Consider the following 14896-nt stretch of genomic DNA (forward strand, 5'->3'; position numbering starts at 1 on the left):
CTTTTTTTCTGCAAAAAAGAGGCTACCCATAAGGGTAACCTCTAATTTAAACAGTTATATATTAGTCAAGTGGCTGTACCTGCTGTGGCTGAACATAGTTTTCTTCAAGTTCAACACCGTTGTATCTGTGCATACCTGTACCGGCAGGAATTAGCTTACCAATGATAACATTTTCTTTTAGACCTACCAATGGGTCAACCTTACCCTTAATAGCAGCATCTGTAAGAACTCTAGTTGTTTCCTGGAATGAAGCAGCTGATAGGAATGAATCAGTAGCAAGAGCTGCCTTTGTAATACCAAGAAGTAACTGAGTATACTTAGCAGGTTTAAGACCTTCTTCACCGTTCTTAATTCTTTCTTCAATCATCTTGTTTTCGTAAAGAACCTCGTTACGGTCATAGTTCTGACCGGCCATAAAGCTAGTAGAACCACTGTCTTCAATCTTAACCTTCTTCATCATCTGACGAACAATAACTTCGATATGCTTATCGTTGATATCAACACCCTGTAGACGGTATGTTGACTGTACTTCAGAGATTAGGTAGTTCTGAACAGCCTTTGGTCCAAGGATTGAAAGAATATCAGCCGGATAAATAGCACCATCAGTAATCTTGTCACCGGCCTTGATAACCTGACCTTCTTCAACATTTACTCTAAAGCCGAATGGGATTAGGTACTGTCTTTCTTCACCTGTTGCCTTATTATAAACAACTGCGTGACGAGCCTTCTTGATTTCTTCAAATCTAACTTCACCGTCGATTTCAGAAATAATAGCAAGTGACTTAGGCTTTCTGGCTTCAAATAGTTCTTCAACTCTTGGAAGACCCTGTGTAATATCTTCAGCAGAAGCAACACCACCGGTGTGGAATGTTCTCATTGTTAGCTGAGTACCAGGTTCACCGATTGACTGAGCTGCGATAATACCAACAGCTTCACCAACAGTAACAGGCTGACCGTTTGCAAGGTTAGAACCGTAGCACTTTCTACATACACCATGCTTACAATGACAACCAAGGATACTTCTGATTTCGATTTCTTCTGTACCTGCATTAACAATAATATCTGCTTCTTCTTCGCCCATCATCTTGTCCTTAGATACAAGAACATTGCCATTTTCATCACAGAAGTCATGAACAAGGTATCTACCGATAAGTCTTTCACGAAGACCTTCAATAACATTGTTGCCTGACTTAATATCGAAGATTTCAAGACCTTCATCAGTATGACAATCGTCTTCACGAATAATAACATCCTGAGAAACATCAACAAGTCTTCTTGTTAGGTAACCTGAGTCGGCAGTTCTTAGAGCAGTATCGGCTAGACCCTTACGAGCACCTCTGGAAGAAATAAAGTATTCCATGATGTTTAGACCTTCACGGTAGTTAGCTCTGATAGGGATTTCAATTGTTTTACCTGATGTGTTGGCAATCAAACCACGCATACCGGCTAGCTGACGAATCTGTGACATACTACCACGAGCACCTGAGTCAGCCATCATATAGATTGGGTTGAATCTATCTAGGTTATCCTGTAGTTTTGCAGTAACATCATCAGTAGCTTTTTCCCAAACTTTAAGAACATTTTGGTAACGTTCGTCGTTTGATAGGAAACCCATCATATATTCGTTACGGATACCATCAACTTGTTCTTCAGCAGCTGAGATAATTGCTTTCTTCTCAGGTGGAATCTTAGCATCACAAACAGCAACTGTGATAGCACCTCTTGTTGAATATTTATAACCTTGAGCCTTGATATGGTCAAGAACAACTGAAGTAGTCTGTGTGCCGTGTACTCTGATACAAGCATCAATAATCTTACCTAGCTGTTTCTTACCTACAAGGAAGTCAATTTCTAATTTAAATTTGTTTTCTTCAAGACTTCTGTCAACAAAGCCTAGATCCTGAGGAATTGGGTTATTAAAGATAATCTTACCAACTGTTGTATCGACTAGGGCTGATTCTTTAACACCGTTGAATTCCTTAGTCATTCTAACCTTAATCTTAGAATGAAGTGTTAGGTAGCCTGTCTGATAAGCCATCATAGCTTCATCAACATCTCTAAATACCTTACCTTCGCCCTTTTCTCCGTCCTTATCAAGTGTTAGGTAATAAGAACCAAGAATCATATCCTGTGTAGGTACACAAACAGGACGACCGTCAGAAGGTTTTAGTAGGTTACCGGCAGCAAGCATTAGGAATCTTGCTTCAGCCTGAGCTTCTGCAGATAGTGGTACATGGACAGCCATCTGGTCACCATCGAAGTCAGCGTTGTAAGCTGTACATACAAGTGGGTGTAGCTTTAAAGCACGACCTTCAACAAGTACAGGTTCAAATGCCTGAATACCAAGTCTATGAAGTGTAGGAGCACGGTTTAGTAGAACCGGATGACCCTTGATAACAACTTCAAGTGCATCCCAAACTTCAGGCTTTGCTCTTTCAACTGCTTTTCTTGCAGCCTTAATATTTACAACAGCCTTTGTTTCTACAAGTCTCTTCATAACGAAAGGCTTAAATAGTTCAAGTGCCATTTCCTTAGGAAGACCACACTGATACATCTTTAGTTCAGGACCAACAACGATAACTGAACGACCTGAGTAGTCAACACGCTTACCCAGTAGGTTCTGACGGAAACGACCCTGCTTACCCTTTAGCATATCAGATAGTGACTTAAGAGGTCTGTTGTTAGGACCTGTAACAGGTCTGCCCTTTCTGCCGTTGTCGATTAGTGAGTCAACAGCTTCCTGTAGCATTCTCTTTTCGTTTCTGATAATAATATCAGGAGCTTGTAGTTCAAGTAGTCTTGCAAGACGGTTGTTTCTGTTAATAACTCTTCTATATAGGTCATTAAGGTCAGATGTTGCAAATCTACCACCATCAAGCTGAACCATAGGTCTGATGTCCGGTGGAATAACAGGAATAACATCAAGAATCATCCATTCAGGTCTGTTACCTGACTGACGGAATGATTCAACAACTTCTAGTCTCTTAAGAAGTCTAACTCTCTTCTGACCTGATGCACCTTCAAGATCAGTAGTAATCTGAGTATATAGCTGATCAAGGTCGATTTCTGTTAGAAGTTCCTTGATAGCTTCAGCACCCATACCTGCTCTAAAGTCATCTTCATACTTTTCATACAAATCTCTGTATTCTGTTTCAGTAAGAATCTGCATTTTAGAGATTTCTCTAGCTTCACCCGGATCAATAACAATGTAAGATGCAAAGTATAGAACCTGTTCCAAAGCCTTAGGAGAAATATCAAGCATTAGGGAAATTCTTGAAGGAATACCCTTAAAGTACCAAATGTGTGATACAGGAGCAGCTAGTTCAATATGACCCATTCTTTCTCTACGAACCTTGGATCTTGTAACTTCAACACCACATCTATCACAAATTTTACCTTTAAAACGGATTTTCTTATATTTACCACAGTGACATTCCCAGTCCTTAGTAGGTCCGAAAATTCTTTCACAGAATAGACCGTCTCTCTCAGGCTTTAATGTTCTGTAGTTAATTGTTTCTGGTTTCTTAACTTCACCATATGACCATTCTCTAATCTGGTCAGGGGAGGCAAGACCAATTTTAATTGAATCAAATGTATTGTTTTCCATTATAAACTGCCTCCTTATTATAATTCATCTGAACCAAAATCATCAAAGTTTAACATATCGTCATTATCTTCAACGATTGAGTTTTCATCAAACATATTACCCTCACCGTCAGAATCTTCGTCCAGTACGAAACCTTCCATACCTTCGGAAGTCATAACATTATCTTCTTCAAGGGTTTCTTCGTTATTAGCAACTTCAGGAATATCATCATCAAAATGTTGCTTTAGGTCAATTTCATTCTTATCTTCGTCAAGTACCTTAACATCAAGAGCAAGTGACTGTAATTCCTTAATAAGAACCTTAAATGATTCAGGAATACCAGGAGTAGGAATGTTCTGACCCTTAACGATTGATTCGTAAGTTTTAACTCTACCAACAACATCATCAGACTTAACTGTTAGGATTTCCTGTAGAGTATAAGCAGCACCATAAGCTTCAAGTGCCCAAACTTCCATTTCACCGAAACGCTGACCACCGAACTGTGCTTTACCACCAAGTGGCTGTTGAGTAACAAGTGAGTATGGACCTGTTGAACGAGCATGAATCTTATCATCAACAAGGTGATGCAACTTCAAGTAATACATATAACCAACGGTAACAGGGTTATCAAATCTTTCACCTGTACGGCCATCAACAAGCCATGTTTTACCGTCTTCGCTATAACCGGCATCTTTTAGACACTGGAAAATATCCTGTTCATGAGCACCGTCAAATACCGGTGTCATAATCTTCCAACCTAGAGCCTTAGCAGCATAACCTAGGTGAACTTCTAGAACCTGTCCGATGTTCATACGAGATGGAACACCCAGAGGGTTAAGAACGATGTCAAGTGGAGTACCATCAGGTAGGAATGGCATATCTTCCTGAGGTAGAATTCTGGAAACAACACCCTTGTTACCATGACGACCTGCCATCTTATCACCAACAGATAGCTTTCTCTTCTGAGCTAGGTAAACTCTAACAACCTTGTTAACACCGGGCTGTAGTTCTGAAGCACTTTCTTCACGAGTAAATACCTTAACATCAACAACGATACCTGTTTCACCATGAGGTACTCTAAGTGAAGTATCTCTAACTTCTCTTGCCTTTTCACCGAAGATAGCTCTTAGTAGTCTTTCTTCAGCAGTTAGCTCAGTTTCACCCTTTGGAGTTACTTTACCAACAAGAATATCACCTGAACGAACTTCAGCACCGATGTGGATAATACCGTTTTCGTCAAGATCCTTAAGCATATCTTCACCGACATTTGGAATGTCACGAGTAATTTCTTCAGGTCCTAACTTTGTATCACGAGCTTCTGTTTCGTGTTCTTCAATATGAATAGATGTGTACATATCTTCACGTACAATCTTTTCGTTAATTAGAACAGCATCTTCGTAGTTATAACCTTCCCAAGTCATAAATCCGATAAGTGCGTTCTTACCAAGAGCAAGTTCACCGTTGTCTGTAGCAGGACCATCAGCAAGAACTTCACCCTTAACAATTCTTTGACCTCTGTCAACAACAGGAATCTGATTGATACAAGTACTCTGGTTAGAACGAAGGAACTTGATTACATCAAAGTTCTGAATTCTACCACTGTCGTACTGAACACAAATCTTGTCAGCAGAAACAGAAAGTACAATACCGTCTTCTTCAGCAAGAATACAGTTACCTGAGTCAACACCGGCTTTGTATTCCATACCTGTACCAACGATAGGAGATTCTGTAACAAGTAGAGGAACAGCCTGACGCTGCATGTTAGCACCCATAAGAGCACGGTTTGCGTCATCGTTTTCTAGGAAAGGAATTAGAGATGTAGCAACAGAAACAACCATCTTAGGAGAAATATCCATAAAGTCGAATTCTTCCGGAGCAAGTTCTACAAATTCTTCTCTGCAACGACCAACAACCTTCTTGTTAACAAAACGACCGTTTTCGTCAAGTGGTTCGTTAGCCTGAGCAACCTTGAAACCATCTTCAACATCAGCTGTCATATAAACAACTTCGTCAGTAACGATACCTGTTTCTTTATCAATCTTTCTATATGGAGCTTCAATGAAGCCGTATTCATTAATCTTTGCAAAAGTAGCTAAGTAAGAGATTAGACCGATGTTAGGACCTTCAGGAGTTTCGATAGGACACATACGGCCATAGTGAGTATAGTGAACATCTCGAACTTCGAATGATGCACGGTCTCTTGAAAGACCACCGGGACCTAGGGCTGAAAGTCTTCTCTTATGTGTAAGTTCAGCAAGAGGGTTGTTCTGGTCCATAAACTGTGATAGAGGAGAACTACCAAAGAACTCTTTAATAGCTGCTGTTACAGGACGAATATTAATTAGTGTATTTGGTGAAAGTGCCTCAGGGTCTTGAGCCTGAAGTGTCATTCTTTCACGGATAACTCTTTCAAGACGGCTGAAACCAATTCTAAACTGGTTCTGTAGTAGTTCACCTACGCAACGGATTCTTCTGTTAGCTAGGTGGTCAATGTCGTCTGTTACACCAATACCCTGTGCTAGGGAATTCATATAGTTAATAGTAGCAAATATATCATCAATAGTAATGTAGTTAGGGATTAGCTCTGCTTTGTTATCAATTAGAGCGTCCTTTAACTCTTCTTCTGTTTCACATTCTTCAAGAATTGGGAAAAGTACAGATGCTCTTACTTTTTCGTTAATGCCGCATTCTTCTTCAGCATTAAAGTCAACATAAACATTAATGTCAACCATACCGTTTGAGATAACCTTTACAGGAATATCGTCGTCGCTCTTAACATAAGCAAGTGTAACACCGGCATTTTCAATTTCAAAAGCCTTTTCTCTTGTGATAACTTCATCAGCAAGAGCCATAACTTCACCTGTTCTTGGGTTAGCAATAGGAGATGCTAACTTGTAACCTTCAAGACGGTGAGCAATACCAAGCTTTTTGTTGTACTTATATCTACCTACTCTTGACATATCATATCTTCTATCGTCAAAGAATAGATTTGATAGATGAGTCATAGCAGATTCAATTGTTGGAGGTTCAGATGGTCTTAGCTTTTTGTAAACTTCAATCAGACCTTCTGCAGCGTTAGTAGTAGTATCCTTTTCGATAGTAGCTTTCATCATATCGTTCATATCGAAGATATCAATAATTTCGCTATCCTTACCGATTACAGTAAGGTCAACATCTTCAAGGTTCCACTTTTCACCGTTCATTTCCTTTTCTTCTCTGTCTTTTAGCAAAGCTTCAAGACCGATTAATGAACGGATAAATACTGTTACAGGAATCTTTCTGTTCTTATCAATACGAACATAGAAAACATCGTTAATGTCGTTTTCGTATTCTAGCCAAGCACCACGGTTAGGAATAACAGTTGAGGAATATAGTTCCTTACCTGTCTTATCACGGTCCATCTTGTAGTAAACACCAGGGCTTCTAACAAGCTGAGAAACAATAACTCTTTCTGCACCGTTGATAACGAATGTACCACTGTCTGTCATAAGAGGGAAATCACCCATGAATACATTAGATTCCTTGATTTCGCCTGTTTCCTTATTTAACAGTCTTGCAGTAACCCTAAGGGCTGCTGAATATGTGGCATCTCTTTCTTTACATTCAATAACTGAATAATTTGGCTTATCAACATCCAGCTCATAATCCATAAAGTCAAGAACAAGGTTGCCTGTGTAATCAGTAATACCTGATACATCTTTAAAGACTTCCCTTAGTCCTTCTTCAAGGAACCACTGGTAAGACTTCCTCTGAATATCAAGAAGATGAGGCATCTGGATAACTTCATCAATCTTACCAAAGGACATTCTTTCGTTTCTGCCAAGCTTAACTGGTTTGACATCTACCACTTTAGTTCACTCCTTTTGTATATTTGCACTACTTTTATATAACTTTATTACTGAGAGTCGCTTTAAATATTACCACTTGACAAGTAAAAAAACTTGTGGTAATATTCACCCATAAGAAAGGCATACTAGCGATACTATCTCATAATATTATGCCGTACTATTATACACAAGAAGTTTTTGAATGTCAAGAGATTTTTGCAAAAAATGCGAAAATCTTTATTTTTTTAGAAAAAATATGACCTTTGGGCTATTTTCAAGCTCAAAGGTCTTTTTTGTTGTACTGCTGTAAGGGTAACTAAACACCCGTTACAGTTGTTAGTTTTAATTAATTTAATTTTACAATAATTTTTACTGTTTATTCTTCAAAACCAAAAAGTGCTTTCTGTTGAGAGGAATAAATTGAAAGGTTACCATTTACTATATATGCAATTATACAAACTATTGCTATAGGCAAAACATTGGCTACACCAAAAACCTCTACTCCTAAAAGTATAGGTGCAATTAAAGTATTTGTTGCACTGCCAAATACTGCAACATATCCAATAGCACCACACACAATTGGGGAAACACCAAATAAATTACCCAGCACAACTCCAAGTGTTGCACCTATTGAAAATAAAGGTGTAACCTCACCACCTTGGAAACCTATAGCCAAGGTTACAATAGTCAGCAGTAGCTTTATAATAAAATCATAGTAATGAACTTCCCCACCACTAAATGAGGCTGAAATCAGATTTGTACCAAGACCACTATATCTGCCATTATGGAAGAAAATTAAAATTATAGCAAGTGGAATAGAAACCACAGCTATTCTCACATATGGATTCTTAATTTTATTTTTCATAAAGTCCTTTGATTTTTGCAATAGATATGAAAACAATCTACCTACTAAACCAAAAGCAATACCCATTATAACTAGGAAAATTATCACCTTGTAATCTGTAAAATCAAGGGTATCTGTAACATTAACTGAAAATTTCTCTAGTCCTAAGGTATGAGAAGTTATACAAGCAACTATTGATGCAATAAAAGCCGGTAGTAATGCTTCATACTCCAAATATCCGGCTACAATAACCTCCAGTGCAAAGAAAACTGCACCTAATGGTGTTTGAAACAATCCACCAAAACCTGCTGACATACCGGTAATAAGTAACACTCTCTCATTATTAGAAAAGTGAAACTTTCTACCTATTCTATGGGATAGGGTTGCACCAATCTGTACTGCAACACCTTCCCTACCGGCACTACCACCAAACAAATGTGTAATCCAAGTACCTATCATTACAAGTGGCACTAGTGGTAAGGGTATTGAATTTCTCTTACTTTGACCTGTTTCAAAAACAAGTGACATACCCTTTAAGCTAACTGCACTAAACTTATTGTACATCCAAGTAATTAATAATCCGGCTAAAGGCAAAAACGGTAGTAAAAATAAATAATAGTCTGTTCTAAAATCAGTAATAGCTATTAACACTCTACCAAACAAAGTATCAATTGCACCAACCAAAACACCTATCACCACACCAAAAGCTATGTACTTTAGCACAGTAAATGACTTTTTCTTAAAATTCTCCACAAAATTCCTCCTTACACGAAAAAAAGCTGATAACCCTGCAAAATGCAGAAGTCATCAGCTTAAAAAGCAGTTTAAGTAATAATACTAAGGGAGACATTCATTCCCTAAGGGTTATTATATTATCTTTCAGTAATCTTGTCAAGATTTATAGACAACTATCTACAAATGCCCTAAAAATCATTCTGCTGTACTTGTCGGTAGTGTAAGAAAATTCAGGATGCCATTGAACTGCCCATACAAACTTTTTACTAGGCATATACACACTTTCAACCAAATTATCAGTAGCATATGCCATAGGCTCTAAGTTACCGGCAAGTTTCTTTACTCCTTGATGATGATAACTATTTACCGGTAGGTTATGGGTTTTCAAAAGATTTTGTAACGGAGAACCTTTAACTAAATTTACAATGTGACTGGATTTTCCATATGGTGGCTTTTGTTTGTGGAAAACTTTTGTTTTTGTTTCAGCTATTAAGTCCTGATAAATTGTACCACCTAAATAAGCATTAAAGAACTGAATACCTCTACAAATGCCTAAAGCTGATTTATCATTTTCCAAAACTATTTCAAATAGAATTTCCTCCATAGTATCTCTTTCTTTACACACTTCACCACATAAACTTGACTTTTCTTCCCTATACAAACTAGGAGAAATATCTTGACCACCTGTAAACAGAAATCCATCACACATATTTATCAATGCATCTATATCAGCCTTATTACAGGTAAGTGGCAACATTATAGGGATACCACCACTTACCTCAATACCTTTCATATATCCCGGTACTAGCCAATAACTCTCCCTTTGAATATCAACCAGTGGTGTTACACCTATTATAGGTTTCTTCATAAAAATCTCTCCTTACACAAAAAGAGACTTTCCATTATGGAAAGCCTCTTTGCTTTATTCACTATATATTCTGTTTAGGTAGTTAAACATATTTTCATTTAACATATTTTCGATTTCTTTCGGATTATCGGGAATACAAATTATCGTTTGTTTTCCTGACCTTAAAATATATCCGTCAAAATCTCCAACTTCATTCTTTAGCCTTTTAGGAATGATATTTGTTGACGAATTTGCAAGTGCTTTAGACAGTACATTGGAAATTGCTCTAACATCATTATCCCTTAGCCCACCAACAACAACGATTAGATTCACACAATTTAGTGCATCTGTAAGTTGCATACCTAAACTGTCAGGTGTAGTAGAAGCAGTAACAGAATTAAGCTGATAAATAGTATTAGCAAAAAGTTCTTTTATCTTCTTTTCACACAATGCAGTTTTCTTTGCAAGATAAAAAATTAAATCGCATTTCATAGTTATCAATCCTCTTCTATTTCATCTGTTGCCGGTTCAGTAGTATGTGTTGTAATTGGTACAGTTGTTTTAGGTACTGTAGTTGGCTTTGGCTTTGGCTTTGTTGGTTTTGGTGTAATTGGCTTTGGTTTATGCTGAGGTATTCTTACCTTTGCATAAATCGGCTTAATTACAAGGTTACTGTTTACACGGTTAAATCTACTGCTCCACCTTACAAATTTATATCTATAATACTTTGTAGATGCTTTTGATGGTGCTTTTGGTGCAGAGGCACTATGACCTTTCTCCACTCTTTGTAGCTTAATAGTTCTACCTTTTGCATTTACAAATTTAACTGTATAGTAAATCTTTCTTGGTCTTGTAGTACTTGGTTTAGTAGCTTTTGTGGTAGATGTTTTTGTAGTAGGTTTAGTTGTAGATGTTGAAGAAGTTTTCTTTGTGCTAGAACTTGGTTTCTTAGTTGTAGTAGAAGTTCTATCAATAACATACTTACCACCTGTTAACTTTTGATTACCCCTTAGGTTACCCTTACCGTCATACCAATCAATATTACCTTTCTTTAGTTCTGTTCTAAAGGAAGTTAGCTTTGGCTGAGTCCCACCAAAACGATAATAATAACTTGATGGGAAATAAGGATTTTTGTTCTTTACTGCTGAAGAAACATTTACCTTTTCACTTTCACCTTTTCTAACCTTCCTACCTACAACAACAGTTCTGTAATTTTCGTGAACTTCATAGGAACAAGTTGAAAGGGTAACAAGTGTATCATTTTCGTTTATATCAACATTTGTATCTATAAGTGATCTAGCCTTTATGTTATACACATAGTTCATAAATTCTGCATCACTTGTAAAGTCACCTTGTAGATAGTTAAAGAAGTCTTTTTCGTTCTTATCGCCGGTAGTTTTGTAAACAGAAATAATCTTATAAACTTCATCACCATCATCAGGAGTTGTAACTGTAAAGGTAGGACTTTTCTTGTAGAAATTCATATCAATAGAGGTTTTGCCGTACTTCAATAGGTTGGCAAACATACTACCATCCATCATATGATGTCCATGCATAATAACATTCTTACTCTTTACACCTTGTTGACTTCTAAAGTCAATAAATATACTACCATATTGAGAATAGTTCTTTTCATAGTTATTGTACAAATAATACTGACTATGTAAAGTGTCCTCTTTATGATATAGTACAGGATAATCAATATTTGTATGTGGTACATTTATCCATGCTACAATTTCACTGTTGATTTTTTGTAGCTTTTTAAAGTTTCTTACCTTTTCTTTTTCTGAAACTTTCTTTGTTGTGTCACCATCATAATAGATAGACTGAATCTCTGACTGAATAGCAGTATTCTCAACTGACTTATAAACATTGTTATAAAGCAAGAACACACCTGCAACTACAAATGCCACAACTGCAACATTCTGAATAGTCTTTCTGACTACTTCATTCTTGTTATCTACCTTTAGCGGAATGTGGTTCTTAATAAATTTATTAATACCACTGTCATAATTCTTAACTATGTACTGTTGCTGTAGTTTTTTCTCAGCTAAGAACTTTTCACCTTTCAAAATAACTTCATCACTTACATTAACAAATGCAAAGAAGTCAATTTTATCGGTACTAAAGCAGAAATAATCCACATCAAGATAAACAGGAATTTTCTTTTTGTTATAGGTTTTACCTTTTAAATATTTCCAATAATTATTTACATAGCTTAAAGCAGTTTTTGCTTTAGGTTTAAACTTTGCAAAGGCTATTTCTAACTTTGAAACATCCTTTTTCTTGAGAAGTTCTTTGTCCTTTTCAGAAATATCAAAGTGCTTACCTTGTACCTTTTTTTTCTCAGGAAGGCCCTCTTTATCTTTGTTCAGTTGTTTCTCAAAATATGCAATAGTATCTGCATAAGTTGTTCTAAACTTTCTTTCTGTATCTGAAGAACCACAAGTGATGATTTCTGTTACATCACTATTTTTCTGCAACTCAAGAACAGCTTTCTTTAGAAATTTTGGATTTAATTCATAAGTTTTATCCACACTTTCCAAGTCAGTTGGCACTTCTTTTAATACAGAAGTTTTTCTATTAACTTGTATATCTTCTTTTAGAAGCAGAAGTATCTTCATTTTCCTCATCCTTATGGATTAATGTGAGTAACTTTTAGGCTATTTAATGATGTTTCGATTAATTCATCAAAATTAGCTTTTTCTTGTGCATCCTTAACTCTCTTTAGTACAGGCTTTGTACGAGGATGCTTTGGTGTAAATACTGTACAACAGTCTTCATATGGTTCAATTGATGTTTCAAATGTATCAATTTTTCTGGAAATTTGGATAATTTCTTCCTTGTCCATACCGATTAATGGTCTGAATACAACCATATCTGTTGCTTCATCAGTAGTAACAATTGCTTGCATTGTTTGGGAAGCTACCTGACCTAAACTTTCACCTGTAATTAGGCAACTGCTCTTAGTATCCTTTGCAATTCGTTCGGACATTTGCATCATAAGTCTTCTCATAATAATTGTGAAAAGTTCTTCCGGACAATTGTTCTTGATTCTTTCCTGAATTTCTGTAAACGGTACTGTGTACATTGTGATTTCACCGGCATAGGCAGAAACTTTCTTTAGTAATCTAACTACCTTATCCTCTGCTCTCTGTGAAGTATATGGAGGTGAAGCAAAATGTACTGCGTTTAGCCTTAGACCTCTCTTTGCCATCATCCAAGCAGCTACAGGTGAATCAATACCACCACTGATTAGGATTGTACCGTTACCACTTGTGCCAACAGGTACACCACCTGCACCCTTAACAACACCTGCATGAATATATGCACCAAAGTCACGAATTTCAACAGTAACTTGAACATCAGGGTTGTGTACATCAACTGTTAGGTGATTAAAGTGTTTTAGGATAATTCCACCCATTTCACGAGAAATTTCAGGTGACTTTAGAGGGAACTTTTTGTCACTACGCTTAGCCTCAACCTTAAAAGTCTTGGCAGTATCTAGGTAATCAGCTAAGTACTCAACTGCAACCTTAGAAATACTTTCCATTGTCTTTTCTGCTACTGCTGCTCTATGGAAAGCAACAATACCAAACACCTTGCTGATTCTGTCACAAATGTCCTCAATATCAGCATCATCATAAACAGGTTCAACATAAATTGTTGATTGAGCTGAAATAACCTTACATTCATCTCCACCATCAAGTGCTGATTTAATATTTTTAATCAGCTTACTTTCAAAGCTTTTTCTATTTAAACCTTTTAGGATAATTTCTCCAACTTTAATTAAAACAATTTCTTTCATATTATCTCTCAACTTTATTTAAATTTTACCAGTTCTTTTAAACCGTTTTTTATACCCATTACTAAAGCATCAACATCTTCTTTAGTATTGCTTTCACAAAAGCTGATTCTTAGTGCAGAGTTGATTCTATCGGCACTGTAACCATAAGCAGAAAGCACATGGCTAAGTTCACCTTTATGACAAGCAGAACCTGAGCTAATGCACACATCATACTTATCAGCAAGATATGTTAACATTGTCTGGCTCATAACACAATTTGTTGACACATTTATAACATATGGAAAGTCTGTACTGTTAACTGTTAAGCCATCAATATCACCTAACTGTTCCATACAGTAGGAATGTAATTCCTTAACTTTCTCATAATTTTTATGGACATTAAATTTTTCTACTGCATTTGCAAATGCACCAATCAAAGGCAAAGCCTCTGTACCGGGTCTCACTTTATTTTCTTGCATACCACCATAAGTATTTGGTACAAGTCGTGTACCTTTCTTCACATACAAAGCACCCACACCCTTAGGTCCATGTACTTTATGAGAAGAAACAGTAAGCAAATCACAACCGATTTTCTTTACCTTACAATTTAACTTACCATAACCTTGAACAAAGTCAGTATGGAAAACAGCCTTAGAATTATTTTTCTTAATAATTGCAGGTATCTTTTCTGTAGGTGTTACAAGTCCTGTTTCATTATTAACTGTCATAACAGACACAAGGATAGTATCCTTATCAATTTCCTTTTCTAAAGCAGAAAGTGGAATTACACCATTCTCAGGCTTAATATAAACAACATTAAAGCCTCTTTCTTCAAGGACTTTCATTGTTTCCAAAACTGATGGGTGTTCAATAGCTGTTGTGACAATTTTATTGCCATTTCTCTTTTTAGCATTTACAGTACCCATAACTGCAAGGTTATTGGCTTCAGTACCACCGGAAGTAAAATAAATTTCCTTTGGTTCAGCACCAACAGACTTTGCAATAACTTCTCTTGCGTTATCAAGTACAAGAGATGCATCATAGCCCATTTTATGCAATGAGCTTGGATTACCGTAATTTTTTGTCATAATGTCATAAGCAACTTTTGCTGAGTCCTGATAGACACAAGTAGTTGCACTGTTATCTAAATAATGCATTTTCATTCCTCTTCATAGTTATACAAGGTTATTATACAACAAAAATTTAACAAATGAAATAGCAAAATAAAATTTCATAACATTACATTTACCGGACAAAATAAATTTAGGTG

Annotated in this window: 8 protein-coding genes and 1 riboswitch; all 8 genes read right to left on the reverse strand. The window is 36.5% G+C overall.

Going from position 1 to position 14896, the window contains the following annotated elements:
• Positions 1-61: 61 nt before the first annotated feature.
• Positions 62-3607, reverse strand: a complete 3546-nt coding sequence (gene rpoC / locus WMO18_RS01540) for a DNA-directed RNA polymerase subunit beta' (RefSeq protein WP_211147598.1) — start codon at positions 3605-3607, stop codon at positions 62-64.
• Between the two features lie 17 nt (positions 3608-3624).
• Positions 3625-7434, reverse strand: a complete 3810-nt coding sequence (rpoB, locus tag WMO18_RS01545; RefSeq protein ID WP_211147599.1) for a DNA-directed RNA polymerase subunit beta — start codon at positions 7432-7434, stop codon at positions 3625-3627.
• Between the two features lie 355 nt (positions 7435-7789).
• Positions 7790-9010: a chloride channel protein gene (locus WMO18_RS01550; RefSeq protein WP_211147600.1), complete on the reverse strand. Its 1221-nt coding sequence runs from the start codon at positions 9008-9010 to the stop codon at positions 7790-7792.
• A gap of 38 nt (positions 9011-9048) precedes the next feature.
• A riboswitch (Fluoride riboswitch) is annotated at positions 9049-9124 on the reverse strand.
• Between the two features lie 31 nt (positions 9125-9155).
• Complete coding sequence (locus tag WMO18_RS01555) at positions 9156-9860, reverse strand: gamma-glutamyl-gamma-aminobutyrate hydrolase family protein (RefSeq protein WP_211147601.1); 705 nt, start codon at positions 9858-9860, stop codon at positions 9156-9158.
• A gap of 54 nt (positions 9861-9914) precedes the next feature.
• Positions 9915-10331 carry a hypothetical protein gene (locus WMO18_RS01560; protein ID WP_211147602.1) on the reverse strand — a complete coding sequence of 139 codons (417 nt, stop codon included), beginning with the start codon at positions 10329-10331 and terminating at the stop codon, positions 9915-9917.
• Positions 10332-10336: 5 nt separating this feature from the next.
• Complete coding sequence (gene srtB / locus WMO18_RS01565; protein ID WP_211147603.1) at positions 10337-12463, reverse strand: class B sortase; 2127 nt, start codon at positions 12461-12463, stop codon at positions 10337-10339.
• Positions 12464-12474: 11 nt separating this feature from the next.
• On the reverse strand, positions 12475-13647 hold the full coding sequence (gene thiI / locus WMO18_RS01570) for a tRNA uracil 4-sulfurtransferase ThiI (RefSeq protein ID WP_211147604.1): 1173 nt from the start codon (positions 13645-13647) through the stop codon (positions 12475-12477).
• 14 nt (positions 13648-13661) lie between these two features.
• Entirely contained in the window at positions 13662-14783 is a 1122-nt protein-coding gene (locus tag WMO18_RS01575) for a cysteine desulfurase family protein (RefSeq protein ID WP_211147605.1), read from the reverse strand.
• Positions 14784-14896 lie beyond the last annotated feature (113 nt).

This window comes from Ruminococcoides intestinihominis (genome assembly GCF_040096285.1).
GTDB lineage: Bacteria > Bacillota > Clostridia > Oscillospirales > Acutalibacteraceae > Ruminococcoides > Ruminococcoides intestinihominis.